This window comes from Streptomyces sp. 3N207 (assembly GCF_052246355.1).
GTDB lineage: Bacteria > Actinomycetota > Actinomycetes > Streptomycetales > Streptomycetaceae > Streptomyces.
Window position 1 is genome coordinate 104,344 of record NZ_JBQQBV010000001.1, and the last position, 22,597, is coordinate 126,940.

General features: G+C 68.6%; 17 protein-coding genes. 2 read left to right on the top strand and 15 right to left on the bottom strand.

Going from position 1 to position 22,597, the window contains the following annotated elements:
* Positions 1-67: 67 nt before the first annotated feature.
* The 4 genes from ACTWP9_RS00485 to ACTWP9_RS00500 form a co-directional block, all read right to left on the bottom strand.
* Positions 68-2,425, bottom strand: coding sequence for a hypothetical protein (locus ACTWP9_RS00485; protein ID WP_443243892.1), 2,358 nt, complete (start codon positions 2,423-2,425; stop codon positions 68-70).
* Between the two features lie 128 nt (positions 2,426-2,553).
* A complete protein-coding gene (locus ACTWP9_RS00490; RefSeq protein ID WP_443243893.1) occupies positions 2,554-2,985 on the bottom strand; it encodes a DUF6113 family protein in 432 nt (143 codons plus the stop codon).
* Entirely contained in the window at positions 2,982-3,944 is a 963-nt protein-coding gene (gene mshB, locus ACTWP9_RS00495) for an N-acetyl-1-D-myo-inositol-2-amino-2-deoxy-alpha-D-glucopyranoside deacetylase (RefSeq protein ID WP_443243894.1), read from the bottom strand. The genes ACTWP9_RS00490 and mshB overlap by 4 nt, the downstream gene beginning before the upstream one ends.
* Before the next feature lie 61 nt (positions 3,945-4,005).
* The gene (locus tag ACTWP9_RS00500) at positions 4,006-4,200 is read right to left on the bottom strand and encodes a hypothetical protein (protein WP_433099953.1); all 195 of its coding nucleotides are present in this window, start codon (positions 4,198-4,200) and stop codon (positions 4,006-4,008) included.
* 275 nt (positions 4,201-4,475) lie between these two features.
* Between ACTWP9_RS00500 and ACTWP9_RS00505 the strand changes: the two genes are divergently transcribed.
* Positions 4,476-6,647 (top strand): prolyl oligopeptidase family serine peptidase, encoded by a 2,172-nt coding sequence (locus ACTWP9_RS00505; RefSeq protein WP_443243895.1) that lies wholly within the window; start codon positions 4,476-4,478, stop codon positions 6,645-6,647.
* Positions 6,648-6,764: 117 nt separating this feature from the next.
* Here ACTWP9_RS00505 and ACTWP9_RS00510 read toward each other — a convergent pair whose 3' ends face one another.
* The 5 genes from ACTWP9_RS00510 to ACTWP9_RS00530 all read right to left on the bottom strand — a co-directional run bounded on the left by ACTWP9_RS00510 (position 6,765) and on the right by ACTWP9_RS00530 (position 13,039).
* The gene (locus ACTWP9_RS00510) at positions 6,765-7,910 is read right to left on the bottom strand and encodes an ABC transporter ATP-binding protein (protein ID WP_443243896.1); all 1,146 of its coding nucleotides are present in this window, start codon (positions 7,908-7,910) and stop codon (positions 6,765-6,767) included.
* Positions 7,911-7,935: 25 nt separating this feature from the next.
* Positions 7,936-9,006, bottom strand: a complete 1,071-nt coding sequence (locus ACTWP9_RS00515; protein ID WP_443243897.1) for an ABC transporter ATP-binding protein — start codon at positions 9,004-9,006, stop codon at positions 7,936-7,938.
* Positions 9,007-9,017: 11 nt separating this feature from the next.
* Positions 9,018-9,995 carry an ABC transporter permease gene (locus tag ACTWP9_RS00520; protein WP_443243898.1) on the bottom strand — a complete coding sequence of 326 codons (978 nt, stop codon included), beginning with the start codon at positions 9,993-9,995 and terminating at the stop codon, positions 9,018-9,020.
* Positions 9,996-10,115: 120 nt separating this feature from the next.
* Entirely contained in the window at positions 10,116-11,909 is a 1,794-nt protein-coding gene (locus tag ACTWP9_RS00525; protein WP_443243899.1) for an ABC transporter substrate-binding protein, read from the bottom strand.
* A gap of 95 nt (positions 11,910-12,004) precedes the next feature.
* Positions 12,005-13,039: an ABC transporter permease gene (locus ACTWP9_RS00530; protein WP_443243900.1), complete on the bottom strand. Its 1,035-nt coding sequence runs from the start codon at positions 13,037-13,039 to the stop codon at positions 12,005-12,007.
* Between the two features lie 488 nt (positions 13,040-13,527).
* Here ACTWP9_RS00530 and ACTWP9_RS00535 point away from each other — a divergent pair, with 488 nt between their 5' ends.
* Complete coding sequence (locus tag ACTWP9_RS00535; RefSeq protein WP_443243901.1) at positions 13,528-14,556, top strand: hypothetical protein; 1,029 nt, start codon at positions 13,528-13,530, stop codon at positions 14,554-14,556.
* Between the two features lie 18 nt (positions 14,557-14,574).
* Here ACTWP9_RS00535 and ACTWP9_RS00540 read toward each other — a convergent pair whose 3' ends face one another.
* The 6 genes from ACTWP9_RS00540 to typA form a co-directional block, all read right to left on the bottom strand.
* Positions 14,575-15,714 carry an ABC transporter ATP-binding protein gene (locus ACTWP9_RS00540; RefSeq protein ID WP_443243902.1) on the bottom strand — a complete coding sequence of 380 codons (1,140 nt, stop codon included), beginning with the start codon at positions 15,712-15,714 and terminating at the stop codon, positions 14,575-14,577.
* Positions 15,704-16,684: an ABC transporter ATP-binding protein gene (locus tag ACTWP9_RS00545; RefSeq protein ID WP_443243903.1), complete on the bottom strand. Its 981-nt coding sequence runs from the start codon at positions 16,682-16,684 to the stop codon at positions 15,704-15,706. The genes ACTWP9_RS00540 and ACTWP9_RS00545 overlap by 11 nt, the downstream gene beginning before the upstream one ends.
* Before the next feature lie 5 nt (positions 16,685-16,689).
* Positions 16,690-17,649, bottom strand: coding sequence for an ABC transporter permease (locus ACTWP9_RS00550; protein ID WP_443243904.1), 960 nt, complete (start codon positions 17,647-17,649; stop codon positions 16,690-16,692).
* Positions 17,650-17,802: 153 nt separating this feature from the next.
* Positions 17,803-18,726 carry an ABC transporter permease gene (locus tag ACTWP9_RS00555; protein ID WP_443243905.1) on the bottom strand — a complete coding sequence of 308 codons (924 nt, stop codon included), beginning with the start codon at positions 18,724-18,726 and terminating at the stop codon, positions 17,803-17,805.
* 6 nt (positions 18,727-18,732) lie between these two features.
* The gene (locus tag ACTWP9_RS00560) at positions 18,733-20,382 is read right to left on the bottom strand and encodes a peptide ABC transporter substrate-binding protein (RefSeq protein WP_443243906.1); all 1,650 of its coding nucleotides are present in this window, start codon (positions 20,380-20,382) and stop codon (positions 18,733-18,735) included.
* A 225-nt stretch (positions 20,383-20,607) separates the two neighbouring features.
* Complete coding sequence (gene typA, locus ACTWP9_RS00565) at positions 20,608-22,479, bottom strand: translational GTPase TypA (protein ID WP_443243907.1); 1,872 nt, start codon at positions 22,477-22,479, stop codon at positions 20,608-20,610.
* Positions 22,480-22,597 lie beyond the last annotated feature (118 nt).

Below are 22,597 nucleotides of genomic sequence, written 5' to 3' on the forward strand. Positions count from 1 at the left end.
CAGGCAGAGCGAGGGGCGCCCCACCAGCTCGGCGGGGCGCCCCTCGGTTCCGTCTCGCGGAGCCGGGTCAGCGGGAACTGGCTCCCGGAACCTCGGCGACGCGCTGCGCGGGCTCCGCCGGCGCCTTCTTCCGCAGGGCCTGGACCATGGTGGCAGCCGCGTGCCTCGGGGTCATCTTGACCTTGCCGGCACCGCCCTCGACCACCACGTTGTCGAACGCCGAACCGTAGGTGGCCTTCAGCTTCGCGGTGTCGATGACCGGCTGGAGCGTTCCGCTGCCGACCGCCCGCATCGTGAGGAACTTCCCGATGGTCTTCTGGCTGAACGGCACCTTCACATCGCCCGCCTTGAGCCACACCCAGCCGGACATCGCGGTACGGCCGAACCCGTTCACCGCCTTGTCCAGTTGCGCGTCGGTCACCTTGGGCTTGCTGACCGTGCCGGGCAGTTCGACCGGCTCGTTCTTGCCGGAGACCGCCCGCTGCTTGAACGCCTTCTCCAGCGCGGCGGGCGCCTTGTCGACGTCGACGACCTTGTGCGGAGTGCCCTTGACGGCCACCGCCTTGCCGCCGGTGAACTTGACCATGCCTTCGGACGGGGACTTCGCCTCGGCCTTCTCGACCACGGGTTTGAGCGCGGCCCGCACCTTGGCCTCGTCCACCTTGACGGCCGGGTCCGCCTCGCGGGTGCCGCCCATGAGGGAGCCGATGACGGAGACGGGGTTGTAGTCGCGGCCCGCGGCTGCGCGCACGGTGGCCTCGGTGTCGAGGGTCACCCCGGCGACGGTGGGCTTCAGCTCCGTACGGCCGCCGCTCGTCTCGATCTGGAACGGTTCCTTCGCCCGGTCGCCCAGCTCGGCGTCCAGTTTGTTGACGGCCTCGTGCTTGGTCAGCCCGCCGATCTCCACGCCGAGCACCGTGGTGCCCTTGGGGACGTCCGCGTGATCGAGCAGCAGGCCGGTGCCGTAGGCGACGCCGACCACGCCGACCACGGCGACTCCCGCGAGCACCAGCTTCGAACGGCCGCCCTTCTTGGCCGCTTTGGGAGGCTTCGTCCCAGCCGGTGCCGACTGCGCACCCGTGGGACCGGTGCCGGGCGGGGGCGACGCGGGGGCGGGCGGCGGCACGGCGGGCCCGTCGGCCGCACCGCCTGCCTGCGGTACGCCGCTGATCATGGTGTCGCTCGACAGCCGGGCCTCGCCACCGGGCCCGGCTTGCAAACCGCCGGGGTCCGCGGGGCCGCCCGGAGCGATGCCTGCAGCGCCGGGTGCACCAGGGAAGCCGGGTGGTGCTCCGGGTGCTCCGGAAGGCTCCATGCCGCCGGGTGCACCGGCGCCCGGAACCATGGGAGTTCCGCTCGGAGGCGTACCGCTGGGGCCGACACCGGGACCCCCGTGGCCGTCTCCCGGCCGGTGGTCGAACGCGTCCAGCCCGGAAGCACCCTGCCCCGCGCCGAAATCGGGACCCGCGCCGAAGTCCTGGCCCGGCTGCGGGTCCTGGCCTCCGCCCGGCGCGGTCAAGGGACCGGGGGCGACGCTGCCGGGGGCGGGCGGTACGGGCATATCGCCGGTCGCCGGACCCGTGGTGGGCCCGGCGGGGCCGCCCGGCCGGCTCGGGCCGATGTGCGGTACGCCGTCGGGCGGCGTGTCCATCGGACCCGCCCCGCCCGGGAACGAGGGCCCCGCGCCCGGCCCTTCGGGCATCCCGTGCGTACCGGTCGTCTCGGGCATCCCGTGCGTACCGGTTGTCTCGGGTCCCGGCCCGGAGAAGTACGGCAGATCGCCCTGGTCACCGGCACCGGAGCCGACGCCCGCACCCGCACCCGCACCCGCACCGGAAGCGGGCCCGGGACCGCCCGGTGCCGGGCCGGACGGCGCCGATGTGTTCTTGGGAGGCTTGCGGGGCGCGAACCAGTCGCTGGTCTGCTGGGTGAACGTGTCCTCCGTCCCGGACGCGTCCTCGCCGCCAGGGCCCGTGCCGTTCCCGGAAGCCGGGGAGGCCGCGGACGGCGACGCGTCCCGCGCGGCACCCGGGCCGCTGCCCGGCGGGGGCGGAGGCATGGCGGCGGAACCGTAGCCACCGCTGGTCGCACGCTTACCGGCACCGAGGTCCGGCGGGCTCTTCGGCTCCTGGCCGCCGCTCTTGTCCGCTCTCCCGGACGTGCCGTCGTCGCCGTCGTCAGCCACCGGTGTCCGCATCACCACGGGCGGAATCGGCCGCGAACCGGGGATGTTGATGCGGATGCGGGTGGTGAGCGTCGTCTCGGTCTTCGGCTCGTCCGACTTGGACCCGGCCGCCGGTTCGGCTCCCCGGTCGCCCTGGCCTCCGTCGGAGCCCGAGGTGCCGTACGGCTCCGTCCCCGAGGGGTACGACGAACCGCCGCGCCTCTTGGGCCCGGAGGACGAACTGTCAGTTTCACGACTCAAATCAGGTACTCCCGGATGGATTCGCCGTCTTCCTGTCGGCCTGAAGGCGGCTCGCCGGCGCGCACCACTGTACTTGGGGTACGGAGCACCGGCCCCGCGACCACCGAATCGTCCCGCAGACGGCTCTCTCAGCGGTTTTTACCGACTGGCACGGGGGGCGCGGGCAATGCAACGGTGGTACACATCACAGCCGCAAGCATGCCGCCGAACAGGTAGACATAGCTGGCGATTCCGGCAGCGAACAGGAAGTCGCCCTCCGACCGCGAGGGAGTGATCAGCAGCACCGCAAGCACCCACCCCGCACTCGGAGCGGCGGCGCCCACCTTGGTACGGCACAGCTTGGCGCCGCCCCAGAAGAGCCCGACGGCGGCCGCCAGCGCGAGCAGCAGCCCGAACGGGAACCACCCGCCCTGGACAAGCGTTCCGGCAGTCCCGGTGAGCAGGCCGAGGACGACCAGCGCCGCATAGACGGCGACCCGCGCCCCATAGGCCCGCGGATAGGCGCCCCAGTCCGCTCCGTTCCCGTCCCGGACCGCTCCGGTCCCGCCCGCCCCGCTCATACCCGTACCTCCGCGAACAGGTCGTCGGCGTCGCCCTGGGCCGCTCCTGTGCGGTCCGCGCGCTGGAAGAACTCCATGCCCGTCAGCGGCTGGGCCAGGCCGTTGGAGAGCACGAAGACGTGACCGCGTGAGGTGTGACGTACGGACACCTGGGTCTCGTGTGCTGCCATCGCCCTCGCCTTCGCCTCCACGTATGCGCCGGCGTCCACCGTGACATCGACCTCGGCTGCGCTCTCCACCACCCCCGGCACATCGTCCGGCTGTGCGAAGCCCGTTCTGCCCGAGAAGCCTGGGATGGGAAAGACCTCACCGTCGTCGGCGGCGGCGTGCAGCTGGGCGAAGCCCTCGTCCAGCACGGGACGCGGCACGACGTTCCAGTAGACGCGCTGCACCTGGTGCGGCTCGCCGCCCGTACGGCCGTTCTCCTGCGCGGCGAGCTCGACGGCGCGCATGGCGACGCGGTGGGCCTTGATGTGGTCCGGATGACCGTAGCCCCCGTCGGGGCCGTAGGTGACGAGCACCTGGGGGCGTACCTCGCGCAGTACGGCGGCGAGCAGCCGTGCGGCCTCGTCCAGATCCGCCTGCCAGAAGCAGCCGGGGCGGTCGTTGGTGGGAGCACCCATCATGCCGGAGTCGCGGTAGCGTCCGGGCCCGCCGAGAAAGCGGTGGTCGGTGACGCCCAACTCGCGCATGGCAGCGGCGAGTTCACCGATCCGGTGCGGGCCCAGGGTGTCGTCCTGGTCGGGTGCCAGATGCGCCAGCCCGTCCGGGATGACCTCGCCCTCCTCGCCGAGAGTGCAGGTGACGAGGGTGACGTGAGTGCCCTCCGCCGCGTACTTGGCCATCGTGGCGCCGGTGGTGATCGACTCGTCGTCGGGGTGCGCGTGCACCAGCAGCAGACGGCGCCTGGGGGCGGCCGGTGAACCGGGGGCCGCCCCCGGGGGAAACGCAGCGGTCATACCCCCGAGCCTACGACGGGCGCCGTACCGGGAACCGAAGCGGTCAGCGAGGAGAACCGGGTCAGAACTTGAGCTCTCCGATCATCCCGGCGACGTTGGTGGTCAGGTCGTTGATGGTGGGAGCCATCGACGAGCTGGCCAGATAGAAGCCCAACAGCACGCAGATCACCGCGTGTCCGGCCTTGAGCCCGGATTTCCTGACGAGCAGGACGACGATGATCGCCAGCAGCACCACCGCCGAAATCGAGAGTGCCACGGCGGTTCACCTCCAAGTACGCACGGTCGGTACGGGATCGGTACAGGTCACACGGACACGGCAGCACGCCTCCGGCATGAGGAGCCACCGGCTTCATACCCAGCACTCACCATGCGCAACGGATCATAATTATCCGCACGACCGCACGGCTCGGTGCACAGGTGCAGAGGAGGGGCGCATATTCAGTTCCAGCCAACTGCAGACCACCCGAACATCGTCACGGTGGGCACCCGGAGCGGATCACAGCCCGGCTCAAGCGCAGTACGGTCGGCCGCATGGCTACGACTTTCCCGCGGCAGCATGCGCGTACCCACAGATTCACACTTGGCGCCCCGAGGTCTTTCACTGTCGCCCCGGACGGCTCACGAGTGGTCTTCCTGCGCTCCCGTAGCGGCTCTGACCTGGCGAACCTGCTCTGGGTGCAGGAGGTGGCCGACGGGCAGGAGCGGATCGCGGCCGACCCGGAGGCGCTGCTGGGCGGTGCCGCCGAGGAGTTGTCCCCCGAGGAGCGCGCGCGGCGTGAGCGGAGCCGCGAGGGCACCGCGGGCGTGGTCGCATATGCCACCGACAGTTCCGTGAGGATGGCCGCCTTCGCCCTTTCAGGTCGGCTCTTCACCGCCGACCTGCTCTCCGAGCGGTCCCAGGAGCTTCCGACGCCCACCCCCGTGGTGGACCCGCGCCCCTCCCCCGACGGACAGCACGTGGCGTATGTGACGGGCGGCGCGCTGCGGGTGGTGACGGCCACGGGCAAGGACGACCGGGCGCTGGCCGAGCCCGAGGCGGAGACCGTCGCCTGGGGCCTGGCCGAGTTCATCGCCGCCGAGGAGATGTCCCGGACCCGCGGCTACTGGTGGTCCCCGGACTCGGACCGGCTGCTGGTGGCGCGGGCCGACGACGCACCCGTACGCCGCTGGACCATTGCCGATCCGGCCAACCCGCAGGAGGAGCCGGCGCGGGTCGCCTATCCGGCGGCCGGGATGGAGAACGCCGAGGTCACACTGCATCTGCTCGGCCTCGACGGGTCCCGGACAGAGGTTGTCTGGGACCGCGAGCGCTACCCGTATCTGGCCCGCGCGCACTGGTCGGACGCCGGTCCGCCGCTGCTGTTGGTGCAGACGAGGGACCAGCGCGAGGCCGTGTATCTGCGCGTGGACACCGCAACAGGTGCGACTTCCGTCACACTCACCGAGAATGATCCAATCTGGCTGGAACTCTTCGGCGGTGTTCCGGCGTGGGCACCGGACGGCGAGCTGATCCGGATCACCGATCGAGCCGCTACGGCCGAGGGCGGCGCACGGGTGCTCATGGCGGGCGCACGGCCGCTCACCACCCCGGCACTGCACGTACGGGCCGTTCTGGACATCGGCGACGACGACGTCTTGTTCTCCGCGTCGGAAGGCGACGGGGACGGTTCCGCAGGGCGCCGCGCCCCCGGCGACATCGGGGTGTACCGGGTGCCGCTCGCGGGTGGCGAGGTGGTGCGGGTCGCCGACGAGGACGGACCGCATCTCGCCTCTGCCACGCGGGGCGGCGGGACGCTGGTGCTGTCGACCGCGACCCTGTCGCGGCCCGGCGCGCGGGTGGTGCTGCTGCGGGAGAGCGACTCGGCGCGGATCGGCGCCGTCGCGTCGTACGCCGAGACGCCCGTGCTCACCACCGCGCCGCGGCTGCTGCACGCCGGGAAGCGCCGCATCCCGGCCGCGCTGGTACTCCCCACCGGTTACCGGGAGTCGGACGGGCCGCTGCCGGTGCTGATGGACCCGTACGGCGGACCGCACGGGCAGCGGGTCGTAGCGGCGCACAACGCGCATCTGACGGCCCAGTGGTTCGCCGACCAGGGCTTCGCGGTGGTCACGGCGGACGGGCGCGGAACGCCGGGGCACAGCCCCGGCTGGGAGAAGGCCGTCGCACAACGGCTCGCCTCCGTCACGCTGGACGACCAGGTGGAAGCGCTGCACGCGCTCGCCGAGGACTTTCCGCTCGACCTGTCCCGGGTCGGCATCCGCGGCTGGTCGTACGGCGGGTACCTCGCCGCGCTCGCGGTACTGCGGCGGCCCGACGTCTTCCACGCCGCGGTGGCCGGTGCCCCGGTCACGGACTGGCGGCTGTACGACACCCACTACACGGAGCGGTACTGCGGTACCCCGCAGGACGACCCCGAGGTGTACGCGGAGTCGTCATTGCTCACCGATGAAGGGCTGTCCCTGGTGGAAGCGGACAGCCCTCACCGGCCCATGATGATCATTCACGGGCTCGCCGACGACAATGTGGTGGTCGCGCATGCATTGCGGCTGTCCTCCGCACTGCTGGCTGCCGGACGCGCACACGAGGTGCTCCCCTTGTCGGGGGTGACGCATATGGCCAGCGGAGCCGAGGTCGCGGAGAACCTGCTGCTGCTACAGGTCGGCTTTCTGAAGCGGTCGTTGGGGATGGCGGGTACCCCGTAAGGGGCGCGGGGCTGTGTACATGTGCGGCTCCGCCGCGTGAGCGCGGCCAACCACAACCCACCCGCAGCCTGCAGACGCCGGACAGGGGCACCCCCTCCCAGCTCTCCCCCGGAGGGACTAGTGCGCGGTGTCCTCCATCTCGCGGAGCGCCTTGTCCATGACGATGTCCTCGCCGCGGGCCGCGATGGTCGGCTCCTCGGGGAAGTGGCAGGCCGTCAGGTGGCCTGCCTCGTTCCCGGGGAGCTGGACCAGCGGGGGCTCCTCGGTGGCGCACTTGTCCTGGGCCTTCCAGCAGCGGGTGCGGAAGCGGCAGCCCGAGGGCGGGTTGATCGGCGAGGGCACGTCGCCGGCCAGCCGGATGCGCTCCTTGGCCTCGCCCGCGTCGGACGCCGTGTCCTCCTGCAGTACTGCCTCCGGCACCGCGGACAGCAGCGCGTGTGTGTAGGGGTGGCGGGGGCGGCTGTAGATCGCCTCGCGCTCCCCCACCTCGACGATCTTGCCGAGGTACATCACCGCGACCCGCTCGGAGAAGTGCCGGACGATCGCCAGGTCGTGGGCGATGAACACGAACGCGATGCCCAGATCGCGCTGCACCTTCTGGAGCAGGTTGACCACCTGCGCCTGGATCGAGACGTCCAGCGCGGAGACCGGCTCGTCGGCGATGATCAGCTTCGGCTCCAGCGCGAGGGCGCGGGCGACGCCGATGCGCTGGCGCTGGCCGCCGGAGAACTCGTGCGGGAACCGGTTGTAGTGCTCGGGGTTGAGGCCGACGGTCTCCAGCAGTTCACGGATGCGCTTCTCCCGTCCGCCGGGCGGGTTGATGCCGTTGACCTCCATGGGGCCGCCGATGATGGCGCCGACCGTCTGCCGCGGGTTGAGCGACGAGTACGGGTCCTGGAAGATCATCTGGATCTCGGAGCGGATCGGCGCCATCTGCTTGCGCGTCGCATGGGTGATGTCCTGCCCGGCATAGCTGAGAGAGCCGCCGGTGGGCTCCAGCAGCCGGGTCAGCAGCCGCCCCGTGGTGGATTTGCCGCAGCCCGACTCGCCGACGAGCCCGAAGCTCTCGCCCGCGTGCACGGCCAGGTCGACGCCGGAGACGGCCTGGACCTCGCCCACCTTCCGTTTGAAGGGGAAGCCCCCCATGATCGGGAAGTGTTTGGCCAGGTTCTCGGCCTGCAGCAGCGGCTCTCCCGTCCGCGCCGGCTGGGCGTCCTGTGGTTCGCCCTCGCCTGGCTTGGTCAGGGTGAGGTCATCGCTCATTGGTCTGGTTCTCCCTCTGCCTGTCCTAGCTCAGCCTGGGCTTGATCTGCTCGACGAAGAACGTCCGCTTCTGCTCCGCCGTCAGATGGCAGGCGGCGCCCCGGCCGTCCGGCAGCAGCGGCCGGTCGGCGGTGCAGGACTTGCCGGCGACCTCGTCCACGTATCCGCAGCGCGGATGGAACGGGCAGCCGGACGGGGGCGAGAGCAGGCTGGGCGGGGAGCCGTGGATCGGTGAGAGCTCCTCGTTCACATTTCCGGTCAGCCGGGGCATCGAGGTGAGCAGGCCCCAGGTGTAGGGGTGCTGCGGCGCGCACAGCACCTCGGAGACCGCGCCTCGCTCGACGGCTCGTCCGCCGTACATCACCAGGATGTCGTCGGCGACGTTGGCGATGACGCCGAGGTCATGGGTGATGAAGATGATCGCGGAGCCGAACTCCTGCTGGAGGTCCTTGAGCAGGTCGAGGATCTGCGCCTGCACGGTGACGTCGAGCGCCGTGGTGGGCTCGTCCGCGATCAGCAGGTCCGGGTTGCACACCAGCGCCATGGCGATCATCGCGCGCTGCCGCATACCGCCGGAGAACTGGTGCGGGTAGTCGTTGACCCGCGTCTTCGGGTTCGGGATGCCGACCTTGTCCAGCATCTCGATCGCCCGCAGGTGCGCCTCCCGCTTGGAGACGCCCATGTGCTTGCGGTACGGCTCGGCGATCTGCCGTCCGATCGTGTAGTACGGCGAGAGCGCGGTGAGCGCGTCCTGGAAGATCATCGCCATCTTGTTGCCGCGCAGCGACTCCAGCGTCTTCTCCCGCGCGCCTGTCAACTCCTGGCCGTCCAGCAGGATCTCGCCGGAGACCGCGGTGGTCCGCGGGTTGTGCAGGCCCAGGATGGACAGGTTGGTGACCGACTTGCCGGAGCCGGACTCGCCGACGATACCGAGGGTGCGGCCGCGCTCCACGTCGAAGGAGAGCCCGTCCACGGCCTTGACGGTGCCGTCCTCGGTGTCGAAGTGCACGTACAGGTCGCGCACCGAGAGGAAGGCGTCCCCGTCCCCCTCGCCACGCGGAGCCGGTACGTCCGCTTCCTTGGTCAGGGTGGTCATGTGCCGGTCTCCTAGGACAGTCGCACGCGCGGGTCGATGAACGCGTAGGCGGCGTCCACGATGATGTTGAACAGGATGATGAAGGTGGCCGCGAAGAGCATCACGCCCATCACCATGGGGATGTCGGTGTTCTGCACGGAGTTGACCGCGAGGGTGCCGAGCCCGGGCAGGGAGAACGTCCACTCGGTGATCATCGCCCCGCCGAAGAGCGAGCCGAGGTCGACGCCGAAGATGGTGACGATGGGGATGAGCGAACCCCGCCAGGCGTAGCGGAAGAAGACGTACTTCCCCGACATGCCCTTGGCCCGCGCCGTTCTGACGTGGTCCTCCTGAAGCTGTTCGATCATCGAGGACCGGGACAGACGGGTGTAGTTCGCCGTGAAGATGATCTGTACGACCAGCCAGGGAATCAGCAGCCCCAGGAACCAGCCGGCCGGGTCCTCCGTCAGCGGAACGTACTTGGGCTGGTCCAGCAGATTGAGGTTGTAGACCACCAGCGCGAGCACGAGCGGGCCGATGAAGTAGATCTGCATCGAGGAGAGCACCAGCGACATCGAGCTGAAGACCTTGTCGACGATCGTGCCCTTCTTCCAGGCAGCGATCATGCCCGCGCCCAGACCGATGGTCAGGAAGACCACGGCACCGCCGGCGGTCAGCGAGACGGTGGTCGGGAAGCGGTCCAGGATGGTCTCCCAGACGGGGTCCTGGTTGGCGAAGGAGTAGCCGAAACACGGTGCCGGGCAGTCACCGGCGGCGAACTGCCGCCCGGCGACGATGCCGACCATGAAGTGGAAGTACTGCACCGGGACCGGCTCGTCGATGCCCATGTTCTTGCGGATGACCGCGAGCGCCTCCGGCGTGCAGTTCTTGCCGCAGGCCAGCGTCGCCGGGTCCCGTGGGACGGCGTAGAAGAGGAAGAAGGTGATGGCGCTGATGATCAGCAGGATCACCAGGGCGCCGAGCGACCGGCGGATGAGGAATCGCAGCATGACGGGAACGCAGCTCTCGTGCGACAGCGGGATCGAGACGTGCGGGACAGAGAGGTGGAGCGGCCTTGGGCTCCGCCGCCCGGCCCACGGGGACCGGGCGGCGGAGTCGGCGCCGGAGCGTTACTTCTTCACGTACAGCGACGACGGGTTGATGTCGTGCAGCTGCTCGTCGAAGTAGGAGCCACCGACCTTCGATCCGGAGAGCTGGATCGTCTTGTAGTAGTGCATCGGCACCGCGGGGACGTCCTCGGTGAGGATCTTGTCCGCGAGCTTCTGCCACTCCTTGGCGGCCTCGTTCGGGTTGGACATGGCCCGGATCCGGTCCATCTCCTTCTCGAACTTCGGGTTCTTGTGGTGCGAGTAGTTCGCGGCACCGTCCTGGACCTGCCGCCCGTCGAACAGGTTCGGCACCACGGTCGAGGCGCTGGGCCAGTCGGCACCCCACGAGTTGTGGTAGATGTCGTAGTTGTTCTTGACCTTGCCGATCTGGTCGTAGTACGTGTCCGCGATGACGTCCTTCTTCTGGACGTCGAACCCGGCCTTCTCCAGGTTCTGGGTCGCGGCCACGGAGAACTGCTGCCACTCGGGGGCGTTCTGGTAGGCGAAGGTGAGCTTCATACCCTTCTTGCCGGACTCCTTCAGGAGCTTGGCCGCCTTCTTCACGTCACCCTGCGGCTTCTTGATCTTGCCGAACGGGTCGGTCGGCTTCTGGCCCACCAGCGTCGGGCTGACGTAGTTGCCGGCGAGCTCGCCGCCGCCGGCACCGCCGAACGCGGAGACGATGGACTGGTTGGGCATCGCGTAGGCGATGGCCTGGCGGACCTTCTTGTTCTTGATCCGGTCCACGTTGATGTTCATGTAGCTGACGTACGACTGGTAGCCGGACACCGAGCGCTTCTTGACGCTCTGGTCGCTGCGCACCTTCTGCATGCTGGAGGCGTCGACGCTGTTGGTGAAGCTGGTGGCGGTCTGGTTCTCACCCGCGTCGGACATCAGCCGCTTGGTGGAATCCTCGAAGGAGACCCCGAACTGGATGTCGAAGGCATCCGGGAACTGGTGCCGGCCCGGGTCCGTCTTGGGGTCCCACTCGGGGTTGCGGACGAGCTTCATGCTCTTGCCGGACTTGAAGGACTGGATCTTGTACGGGCCGCTGGCCAGCGGCTTCTTGTCGTACTTCTCCTTGGTGTCCTTCTTCTCGGAGACGACCGCGTACCCGGCCATCGCCAGCGCGTAGGGCAGCTCGGCCTGCGGCTTCTTGAAGTGGAAGACGACCGTCTTCTTGTCCGGCGTCTCCAGGACGCTGTCCGGCAGGTGCTTGCCCTTGTAGGGGCCGTCCTTGAGCATCTTGCGGTAGTCGGTGCCACCGGTGTCGGCCAGCCACTGCTGGACGAAGGTCGGGCCCTCGGTGATGAACGGCGCGAACGTGCGCTCGATGGAGTGGCGGATGTCCTTCGAGGTGATGGGCGAGCCGTCCTCGAACTTGATGCCGTCCTTGAGCTTGTACGTCCAGGTCTTGCCGCCGTCCGACTTCTTGCCGCTGTCGGTGGCCAGGTCGCCGACGACCTCGTACTTGTCGGGGCTCGAGCGCTTGTACGTGGTCAGCCCGCGGTGGACCAGCCGGGCCATGGCCTGCTCGTCGCTGACGTAGATCTGGGCCGGGTCCAGGTGCGCGAAGCTGTCGCGCTGCAGCACCTTGATGGTGCCGCCCTTGCGGCTGCCCTTGACGGCGGGGGCCGGTCCCTTGGACGCGGCCTCGTCGGCGAAGGAGTAGGAGACGTCCTGGCCCTGCTTCTTGGCCTTCGTGTCCTCCTCGTCCCCGCCGCCCCCGCCGCTGCTGCAGCCGGTGAGGAACAGCGCGCCGGCGGCGACCGCCGCGAGGGAGGCACGCGCCGTGCGTATGCTCACTCTGCTCATGGTGGTGTCTGCACCTGCCTGTCGGTTGTCCGTCGCTGCCTGACTGATGCCGTACGGGGTGGCAGCACCCCCCACCACTCGGTCGCGTCTGGCCCTCATCGGCCCGACTTCGGGTCGAATGCGTCCCTGACCGAGTCTCCGAGCAGGTTGAAAGCGAGGATGAAGATCACCATCGCGCCGCCCGGGAAGAACATGTAGGTGATGTCGCTCTGGTACACCTCGGCACCCTTGGCGAACATCCGCCCCCAGTCGGGGGTGGGCTCCAGCAGGCCGACGCCGAGGAAGGAGAGTCCCGCGATGGCGGTGACGTTGTTCGGCAGCATGTAGGTGGCCTGCACCAGGATCGGCGTGACCAGGTTCGGCAGCAGTTCCTTGCGGACGATGCGCCCCGGCGGCGTACCGGCGACCTTCGCGGCCTCGATGAACTCCCGCTCCCGCAGTGACAGTGTCTGGCCGCGCAGCAGGCGCGCCAGGGTCATCCAGCCCAGCAGCCACATCACGTAGATGATCACGCAGGCGCGCATCCACGTCGGCATCTCGTCCTCGGTGGGAACCAGCAGGGCCCCGACGACCGGTGTGAACGCCACGAAGAACAGCTGGTTGGGGAAGGACATCATCAGGTCGGTGAACCGGCCGAGGAAGTAGTCGACCTTGCCTCCGAAGTAGCCGCCCGCGACGCCGATGACGATGGCGGTGATCACCGAGAGCAGGGTGACGACCAGGGCGAGCGAGAGCGAGGTGCGGATCCCGTAGATCAGCTGCGTGAACACGTCCCGGCCCAGCCCCGGCTCCAGTCCGAACCAGAACTCACCGTCGATGCCGCCGTTGGGCTTCACCGGATAGGAGTTGTCGTTCAGCAGGGTCGGGTCCAACTCGCCGTAGCGGGTGTAGGGATCCTTGCCGTAGAGCTTGGAGATCACCGGGGCCAGCGCCGCGATCAGGAAGAAGGCGAGCACGATGCACGCCGAGATCACGCCTGTGCGGTCGCGCTTGAAGCGCAGCCACATGAGCTGGCCGGGGGATCGGCCCGCGAGTTCGCTCCCCTTGGCAACTCGCGTAGAACTCAGACCCGCGTCGTCGGGGCCAGGGGTGTCGGCCCCGGCTGTCGCAGCCTGGGAAGGACTTGTCATCGCGTGTGTGCTCCCGCGCTCAAATCTCGCCGGAACCCGAATCGTTGGGCGTGATGCGGGTGGGTTGAGCCGGACTTTCGCAAGTCAATTACGTACCAGTCAAGAGGGGTTGGCCCGGCTGAACGCCGTCCACCGCTTTCTTGAGCGAACGTTGCGCAGATCGAGGTCGCAACGTGCTTGACATCACAAGCGCCGAGCAGACATAACGCCATAAGTACCAAGGAAACGCCTTAACAAACCCGCAACGTAGCCGTCGTCTCACCGATATCCGAAGCAGCTGCCCTGAAGTCCGTACGGCTCCCAACTCCCTCGTCCGGCGGGTTTCGTGGCGTTCTCATGCGCGAGCGATGCGCATCGTGCGAACATTGGCGCGCGGTCGCAATGGCGTACGTCGTGGCACAGGGGAAGCTTGTAGCCGGACGGCGATCACAGGTAGACACGGGTAGATCCGGGTACGTCGCGACACCGCACAAACGGGGGGCCGAGCCATGGGCCAGGACAGAACACTGGCGCGCGGGGCGCGTGCCTTCGGATCACTGCTGACGGCCGCGCTCGCGCTGGTCAGTCTCGCGTGGATCATCCGGGACTTCACCAAGGCCCATGAGGTCATCGACGTCTGGTGGAACTGGGCCGGGCTGCCGGCCCGCGCCGCGGACGGTGTGTGGGTCACCTCGTTCCTCGAACCGATGCTCGTGCTGCTGTACTCGGTCGCCGCCGTGACGGCGTACCGCTCCTCCTCGTCCGCGGCGATACTGACGTGCACGGGGCTGCTGACGGTGGCGGTACGTACCCCCGGACTGTGGAACCTCAACGCCGACTGGATGCAGGGCGTCCCGGACGGGCTGCTGAGCAAGGTGCTGTTCAGCAGCATCGCGGCGGTCGTCGTCGGGGTCGTACTGATCATCACGGCCGTCGCGGGCCGCCGCCCCAACCTGCCCGCCGGGTACGGCTCCTCGTCCCCCTCTGACGACTCCGGCCTCGCGGCCACCTCCGACCCGGCCGACGAGGCCCCTGCCGGTCCCACCCGGGGCGGGGCCGTGGCCGCCTTCCTGCTGCTGGGTTCCGGTGGCGTGGTGCTCGCCGCGTGGGAGATCCGCGCGTGGCAGCAGAACGGCTGGGACCGCTACGAGCAGATGCTGACCGGCGAGCGGTACATCGTGCGGCTGCTGGACGCCCCCTCCAGCTGGGTGCTGTGGGCGGTGGTCCTCCTCTGTCTGGCAGCCGCGGTCGCGGCGCTGGCGGGTGCGCCTTTCTCCCGCCCGCTCGGCCTGATCGTCGCCGCCCCGCTGCTCGCCCTCGGCGTCTTCGCCGTGGCGTATGCCATCAAGATGGAGCTGTTCGAGCACTTCGGCGACCTCGGCTTCGAGGGACAGCTGCGTTTGCTCACCAGCCTGTTCGAGATCGCAGTCGGCTCCGCCGTACTGCTGGCGCTCGCTCGCGGCGAGCAGCGCGAGAGCCGTACCGTCTCGCCGTATCAGGGTGGCAGCGCCTCCTACGGACGCGCGCCGCAGACCTGACGACCGGCGGTCCTGGTCTCAGCCGACCGCCGGGGGGACCACCGCGGTGCGCTCGGCGGCGAAATGGCAGGCCGAAGGGTGGTGCACAGGCTGGTCCGGGAGGGTGTCGGCGAAGTTCTCCGGCACGGCCAGGGCCGGCTCCTCCTCGGCGCAGCGCTGCTGGGCCTTCCAGCAGCGGGTGCGGAAGCGACAGCCCGAGGGCGGGTTCGCCGGCGAGGGCACATCGCCTTCGAGCACGATGCGCTCCCGCCCCACCTCCGTCTGCGGGTCGGGTACAGGAACGGCCGACAGCAGCGCCTGGGTGTAGGGATGCGTCGGGTGCTCGTAGATCTCGGTCTCGGTGCCGATCTCCACGATCTTGCCGAGATACATCACGGCGACACGGTCGGAGATGTGCCGGACGATGGACAGGTCGTGGGCGATGAACATGTAGGACAGCCCGAACTCGTCCTGCAGCCGGTCCATCAGATTGACCACCTGGGCCTGCACCGACACATCCAGCGCGGAGACCGGCTCATCGGCCACGATGATCTCCGGACGCAGCGTCAGCCCCCGCGCGATCCCGATCCGCTGCCGCTGACCGCCGCTGAACTGATGCGGATACCGGTTGATGTACTCGGGATTGAGCCCGACCACATCCAGCAGTTCCTGCACCTTCCGCCGCCGGTCCCCCTTCGGCGCCACCTCCGGATGGATGTCGAACGGCTCCCCCACGATGTCGCCCACCGTCATTCGCGGATTCAACGACGTGTACGGGTCCTGGAAGACCATCTGAATGTTCCGCCGCACCGCCTTCATTCCCCGCCCGGACAGCTTGGTGATGTCGTCGCCCTTGTAGCGGATGGTGCCCGCGGTGGGCTGTTCGAGATGGGTGACCAGCTTGGCGACGGTCGACTTGCCGCAGCCGGACTCGCCCACGATGCCCAGCGTCTCCCCCTTGTGCAGGTCGAAGGAGATCCCGTCGACGGCCCTGACGGCACCGATCTGCCGCTTGAAGAGGACGCCCTGCGTCAGCGGGAAGTGCTTGACCAGGTCACGTACCTCCAGGAGGGTCTCCCGCCCCGCGCGCGCCTTCTCCGCCCGGGAGCTGGTCAGCAGCATTCGCGCCTCCCAGCCTTCCTCCCGTACCAGGCTGCGCCCCGAGCGGTCAGCGTGCATCGAACATCTCCTCCCAGAAGTGGCAGGCGCTGCGCCGCTGTCCGGAGACCTCGTACAACGGCGGCTCGTCCATACGGCACACGGCGCGTGCCATGGGGCAGCGCGGGTTGTAGGCGCAGGCGGGCGGGATCTCCAGCAGGCTGGGCGGCATCCCCCGGATGACGTCGAGCTGCTGCCCTTTCTGGTCCAGGCGCGGGATCGAGTCGAGCAGGCCCTTGGTGTACGGATGCGCGGGTGACCGGTAGATCTCCTCGACCGGGGCCGTCTCGACGATACGGCCCGCGTACATCACCGCGATCTTGTCGGCCACGTCCGCGACCACACCCAGGTCATGGGTGATGAGGATGAGCCCCATGGTGAATTCCCGCTGCAGCTCGGCCAGCAGCTCCATCACCTGCGCCTGCACGGTCACATCCAGCGCCGTCGTCGGCTCGTCCGCGATGATCAGGTCCGGCTCCAGCGCCAGTGCCATCGCGATCATGATCCGCTGCCGCATGCCCCCGCTGAACTGGTGCGGAAAGTCCCCCACCCGCTGCCGTGCCGCAGGGATACGTACCCGCTCCATCAGCTCCACGGCGCGGGCCTTGGCCTCCTTGCGGCTCAGGCCCTGGTGGACGCGGAACATCTCACCCAGCTGATAGCCCACCGTCAGCACCGGATTGAGCGCCGAGAGCGCGTCCTGGAAGATCATCGCCATCTTCGAGCCGCGAATCTTCCGCCGCTGCTCCTCGGGGAGCCCCAGCAGATCCCGCCCCTGGAAGATGATCTCCCCGCCCGTGATACGTCCCGGTGGCATGTCGAGGATGCCCATGATCGTCTGCGCTGTCACCGACTTGCCCGATCCCGACTCGCCCAGCACCGCCAGCGTCTCCCCCGCCTCGACGCTGTAGCTCACGCCGTTGACGGCCTGGGCCACACCGTCCCGGGTACGGAACTCGACATGCAGGTCACGGACTTCCAGCAGGCTCACCGCGCTCACCTCAGCTTCGGGTCGAGGGCGTCACGCACCGCGTCGCCGAGCATGATGAACGCCAGCACGGTGAGGCTGAGCGCGGCGGCCGGATAGAGCAGGATGTGCGGCGCGTTGCGGAACTGCATGCCCTGGGAGGCCGCCGAGATGTCCGCACCCCAGGAGACGGTGGGCGGCTGGAGCCCGACGCCGAGATAACTGAGCGTGGCCTCCAGCGCGATGTAGGTGCCCAGCGCGATGGTCGCGGTCACGATCACCGGTGCGATGGCGTTCGGCAGGATGTGCCGCACCATCATCCGCGCATTCCCGGCACCCAGGGCCCGTGCCGCCTGTACGTAGTCGTTCTGCTTGACGGTGATGACGGACCCACGCGCGATACGGGCCACCTGCGGCCAGCCCAGCAGCACGATGAAGGTGACCACCGTCCACACGGAACGGCTGCCGGTCATGGAGAGGAACACCAGACCACCCAGCACGATCGGGATGCCGAAGAAGATATCGGTAGCGCGGGAGAGCAACGCGTCCCACACCCCGCCGAAGAACCCGGCGAGCCCGCCCAGCAGGCTGCCCAGCACCGCGACCCCCGCCGTGGCGCAGACGCCGACCGTCACCGACGTACGGGCCCCGTAGACGACCCGCGTATAGACGTCGCAGCCCTGCGTGTCATAACCGAACCAGTGCCCCGCGGAGGACGGGTCGAGGGAGCGGCCGAGCCGGCAGGAGAGCGGGTCCCGCGAGGCGATGAGGCCCGGCCAGATCGAGATGAGCACCAGAAATGTGATGAGGAGCCCCGCAATCACGAACACCGGGTTGCGGCGCAGGTCGTACCACGCGTCGGACCACAGACTCCGTGCGCGGCCAGGCCCCGGTGCGGGGGGCGGCGGCGCCCCCTCGGTCCGTTCCCCCTCCTTCTCGGCGACCTCCGTAGCCTCACCGGGCCCTTCGATAGCAGGCGTCCCCGTCACACGGACCCCCTCCCTGCCGCGGAACTCTTCTCCGCGGCGGGCTTCTTCTCCGCGGCAACGGCGAGCGGCCGACGAGCAGCGCGAGGGCGAACAGCGCCGTCGGCGGCGTACGGGTTGGGGGCACCTCCCGGTCGGAGGCTGGGGGAGGGTGGGTTACGCATAGCGGATCCTCGGGTCAAGCACCGCGTACAACAGATCGACAAGCAGGTTCGCGAGGAGAAAGACGATGACGAGGATGGTCACGAACCCGACAACCGTTGGCGAGTTCTGCCGGACGATGCCCTGCCACAGCTGAAAGCCCACGCCCTGGATGTTGAAGATCCGCTCGGTCACCAGCGCCCCGGCCATCAAGTTGCCGACGTCCGTACCCAGAAAGGTGACGACAGGGATCAACGAATTGCGCAGCAGATGCCGCACCGTCACCCGCCGCCGCGACAGCCCTTTTGCGATGGCGGTCCGCACATAGTCGGCACGGGCGTTCTCCGCGATCGACGTCCGGGTAAGCCGGGTGACGTAGGCGAGCGAGACCAGCGCGAGGACGAGGCCGGGCAGCAGCAACTCACCCACCGGCGCCGCGGGCGAGACCGCGGGGGAGATCAAGCCCCATTTCACACCGAGCAGATACTGCGCGAGGCTGCCGGTCACGAACGTCGGTACGGAGATGACGACGAGGGTCAGCATCAGTACCCCGGAGTCCACCGGCCGCCCGCGCCGCAGCCCGGTGACCACGCCCAGCACGATGCCGAAGATGATCTCGAAGACGACGGCCACGACGGCGAGCCGGATCGTGATGGGAAAGGCCGTGCGCATCAGCTCCGTCACCGGCTGCCCGGTGAATGCGTTCCCGAAGTCACCGGTGAAGATCTTGCCCATGTAGAGCCCGTACTGCTGCCAGATGGGCTTGTCGAGATTGAATTCCTTGCGCAATTGCTGAGCGGTGGCCGGGTCGGGAGCCCGCTCCCCGAACATCGCGTTGACCGGGTCCCCGACGGCGTACACCATCACGAAGATGAGGAAGGTGGTCCCGGCGAAGACCGGGATCATCTGGAGCAGTCGTCTGGTGACGTAGCGCCCCACTGCGGCTCACTTGACCTTGATGTCGGTGAAGACCGGTACGGAGAAGGGGTTGAGTCTGACGTTGCTGACGCGGCTGGAGTATCCCGCGTTCCCGTTCTGGTACCACAGCGGAATCGAGGGGAAGGCGTCCATGATGCGCTTCTCCGCCTGCTGGAAGAGGCCGACGGCGGACTTCTCGGCGGTGGCCTCGTTCGCCTTGTCGATGAGCTGGTCGACCTTGGGCTCGGAGAAGCCCGAGTCGTTGGAGGAGGCGTCCGTGTAGTAGATGGGCTGGATGAAGTTCTGGATGAGTGGATAGTCCATCTGCCAGCCGGTCCGGAACATCCCCTTCATCTTCTTGTCGGAGATGTCGGAGCGGAATTCACTGAACGTCGGCACCGGGTTGACGGTGCAGGCGTTGTTCTTGCCGAGCGTGCTGTTGATGCTGTTGCAGACGGCCTCCATCCACTGCCGGTGTGAGCCGGTGTCGACGTTGGAGGTCAGGGTGATCTTTCCGCCGGGCAGCCCGCCGCCCTGTTTGATGAGCTTCTTCGCGCCCTTGGGGTCGTATTCGCACGCATCGCCGCAGAGTCCGGGCTTGTAGCCGCCGGTGGTCTTCAGCACGGGGGAGGTCAGGTCGGTCGCCGGTTCACGGGTGCCGTGGTAGATCTTGTCGGTCACCTCTCTCCGGTCGATCGCCTTGGAGAGTCCGCGGCGCACCATCGCGGCCTTCTTGCCCTGCCACTTCTTGTCGTACATGGGGAAGGAGATGGTCTGGGTGATGCCCGCGGGCTGGTTGATGTAGCGGCCGTTCAGGTCCCGCTTGGCGTTCTTGAGCTGCGCGGCGGGGAGTTCGTCGACGACGTCCAGATTTCCGGCCTGCAGATCCGTGTAGCCGGTGTTCTGGTCGGTGTAGACCTTCAGCTCGACGCCCTTGTTCCGGGGCTTGTCCTTCCCCGCGTAGTACTTGTTCCGGGAAAGCTGCATCGACTGGCCCTTGGTGTAGGAGTCCACCTTGTACGGGCCGTTTCCGACGGGCTTCTTCAGCCAGCTGCCGTGGTCGGTGAAGAACGACTTCGGCAGTGGTGCGTAGGCGCTGTATCCGAGGGTCTGCGGCCAGAGGGAGAACTTCTGGTTGAGCTTCGCCGTGAAGGTGCGGTCGTCCTGCACCTTCAGCCCGGAGAGCTTCTTCGCCTTGGGCTTCCCCTTCTCGGGGTGAACGTCCTCGTAGCCCTCGATGAACTGGAAGAAGTACGAGTTGATCTGCTTGTTGGTGACCAGTGCCCCGTAGTTCCAGGCGTCCACGAAGGACTTGGCCGTCACGGGTGTGCCGTCGGAGAACTTCCAGCCCTTCTTCAGCTTGATGGTGAAGTTCTGCTGGTCGTCGGACTCGATGGATTCGGCGACGGCGTTCTCGGCCTCGCCCGTGGTCGGGTTGTACTTCTTCAGCCCCCGGGAAATCATGTCGAGGACCTTGCCGCCCTGCACCTCGTTGGTGTTGGCGGGCTCGACCGGATGCTGCGGATCGGTCCAGAACGCCCGTACGACCCCGCTCTGCGCGCCGCCCGCGGCACTCCCGGCGCTGGAGCCGCCGCCACACGCCGTTGCCGTCAGAGCGACCGCCCCGGCGGCGGCGAGCGCCCGCCTGGTCATGGTGGTGCGGGTGGCTCCACACATGGGTGCCTCCTGGGTGCGCTGTGGGTCCGGGTACGCCTCCCACCCACATAACACCTTTTGACACCATATGCCTGGCTGCCTTGCCCGCCATCCCACCCCCCGGCACCCGTTCGGGGGCTGCCGCGCAGGGCGCCCCTCGGAATGCGCGAAGGGGACCCACCCGCAGGGTGGGTCCCCTTCACATCAGTCCGGCCGCATCACAGCATTCCGCAGCCCGAAAGTTCGCTACCGCTTCGCGCGCGCGGCGGCGCGGGCCCGCTCCTTCATGTCCAGGTTGACCTTCCGGATGCGCACCGTCTCCGGCGTCACCTCGATGCACTCGTCCTCACGGCAGAACTCCAGCGCCTGCTCCAGGGAGAGCTTCCGCGGCGGTACCAGGTTCTCCGTCGTATCGGCGGAGGCGGCCCGCATGTTGGTGAGCTTCTTCTCCTTGGTGATGTTGACGTCCATGTCGTCGGAGCGGGAGTTCTCTCCGACGATCATGCCCTCGTACACCTCGGTGCCCGGTTCGATGAAGATGGTGCCGCGCTCCTGGAGGTTCATCATCGCGAACGGCGTCGCGGTCCCGGAGCGGTCCGCCACCAGCGACCCGCTGCGCCGCGTCCGCAGCTCGCCGAACCACGGCTCGTGCCCCTCGAAGATCGAGTGGGCGATGCCGGTGCCGCGGGTCTCGGTCAGGAACTCCGTACGGAAGCCGATCAGCCCGCGGGAGGGGACGAGCCACTCCATGCGCACCCAGCCGGAGCCGTGGTTGGTCATGGTCTCCATGCGGCCCTTGCGGGTCGCCATGAGCTGGGTGATGGCGCCCAGGTGCTCCTCGGGGGCGTCGATGGTCATCCGCTCGACCGGCTCGTGCAGCTTGCCGTCTATCTCGCGGGTGACGACCTCCGGCTTGCCGACGGTCAGCTCGAAGCCCTCCCGGCGCATCGTCTCCACCAGGATGGCCAGCGCCAGCTCACCGCGGCCCTGCACCTCCCAGGCGTCGGGACGCTCGGTGGGCAGCACCCGCAGCGAGACGTTGCCGATCAGCTCGCGCTCCAGCCGGTCCTTGACCAGCCGCGCGGTGACCTTGTGGCCCTTGCCGCCCTTGCCCACCAGCGGCGAGGTGTTGGTGCCGATGGTCATGGAGATGGCCGGCTCGTCGACGGTGATCAGCGGCAGCGCGACCGGGTTCTCGGCGTCCGCGAGCGTCTCGCCGATCATGATGTCCGGAATGCCGGCGACCGCGCAGATGTCGCCGGGACCGGCCTCGGCAGCGGGCTTGCGGGTCAGCGCCTCGGTCATCAGCAGCTCGGTGATCCGCACGTTGTGCACGGAGCCGTCCCGCTTCATCCAGGCCACGGTCTGGCCCTTCTTCAGCGAGCCCTCCTTGACGCGCAGCAGCGCGATCCGGCCCAGGAAGTTGTCGGCGTCCAGGTTGGTGACGTGCGCCTGGAGCGGCGCGTTCTCCTCGTACGTGGGCGCGGGCACCGTCTCCAGCAGCGTGCTGAAGAACGGCTCCAGGCTGTCGCTGTCCGCGGGCACCGCGCCGTCGGCGGGCTGGGTCAGCGAGGCGATGCCGTCGCGGGCGCAGGCGTAGACGATGGGGAACTCGATCTGCTCCTCGTCCGCGTCCAGGTCGAGGAAGAGGTCGTAGGTCTCGTCCACCACCTCGGAGATCCGGGCGTCGGGTCGGTCCGTCTTGTTGACGCAGAGGATGACCGGGAGCCGCGCCTGGAGCGCCTTGCGGAGCACGAAGCGGGTCTGCGGCAGAGGGCCCTCGGAGGCGTCCACCAGCAGCACGACCGCGTCCACCATCGACAGCCCGCGCTCGACCTCGCCGCCGAAGTCGGCGTGGCCGGGGGTGTCGATGATGTTGATGGTGACCGGCTCGCCGCCGTCCTTGGGGTGGTACTTGACCGCGGTGTTCTTGGCGAGAATGGTGATGCCCTTCTCGCGCTCCAGGTCGTTGGAGTCCATCACCCGGTCGTCGACGGATTCGAGCTGGTGGGCCGCGAAGGCGCCGGCCTGCTTGAGCATGGCGTCGACCAGGGTCGTCTTGCCGTGGTCGACGTGGGCGACGATAGCGACGTTACGGATGTCGTGGCGCGTGGGCACTGGGGGGTGTCTCCCGGGTTGACGGATCGGGCCGCGTGACCGCCTGTGCGGCCGGTTCGCGCTCCCTGACGCCGGGCAGGACTCGCCGCGGCCTCGTCAACCATGGTACGGGCCGTCG

Excerpts from the sequence above, each read along its gene's own strand:
- ACTWP9_RS00510 (WP_443243896.1), bottom strand. The coding sequence starts at position 7,910 with ATGAGCGATGACCTCACCCTGACCAAGCCAGGCGAGGGCGAACCACAG.
- ACTWP9_RS00525 (WP_443243899.1), bottom strand. The coding sequence starts at position 11,909 with ATGAGCAGAGTGAGCATACGCACGGCGCGTGCCTCCCTCGCGGCGGTC.
- ACTWP9_RS00490 (WP_443243893.1), bottom strand. The coding sequence starts at position 2,985 with ATGAGCGGGGCGGGCGGGACCGGAGCGGTCCGGGACGGGAACGGAGCG.
- ACTWP9_RS00560 (WP_443243906.1), bottom strand. The coding sequence starts at position 20,382 with ATGTGTGGAGCCACCCGCACCACCATGACCAGGCGGGCGCTCGCCGCC.
- ACTWP9_RS00505 (WP_443243895.1), top strand. The coding sequence starts at position 4,476 with ATGGCTACGACTTTCCCGCGGCAGCATGCGCGTACCCACAGATTCACA.
- ACTWP9_RS00535 (WP_443243901.1), top strand. The coding sequence starts at position 13,528 with ATGGGCCAGGACAGAACACTGGCGCGCGGGGCGCGTGCCTTCGGATCA.
- ACTWP9_RS00540 (WP_443243902.1), bottom strand. The coding sequence starts at position 15,714 with ATGCACGCTGACCGCTCGGGGCGCAGCCTGGTACGGGAGGAAGGCTGG.
- ACTWP9_RS00530 (WP_443243900.1), bottom strand. The coding sequence starts at position 13,039 with ATGACAAGTCCTTCCCAGGCTGCGACAGCCGGGGCCGACACCCCTGGC.
- ACTWP9_RS00515 (WP_443243897.1), bottom strand. The coding sequence starts at position 9,006 with ATGACCACCCTGACCAAGGAAGCGGACGTACCGGCTCCGCGTGGCGAG.
- mshB (WP_443243894.1), bottom strand. The coding sequence starts at position 3,944 with ATGACCGCTGCGTTTCCCCCGGGGGCGGCCCCCGGTTCACCGGCCGCC.
- ACTWP9_RS00520 (WP_443243898.1), bottom strand. The coding sequence starts at position 9,995 with ATGCTGCGATTCCTCATCCGCCGGTCGCTCGGCGCCCTGGTGATCCTG.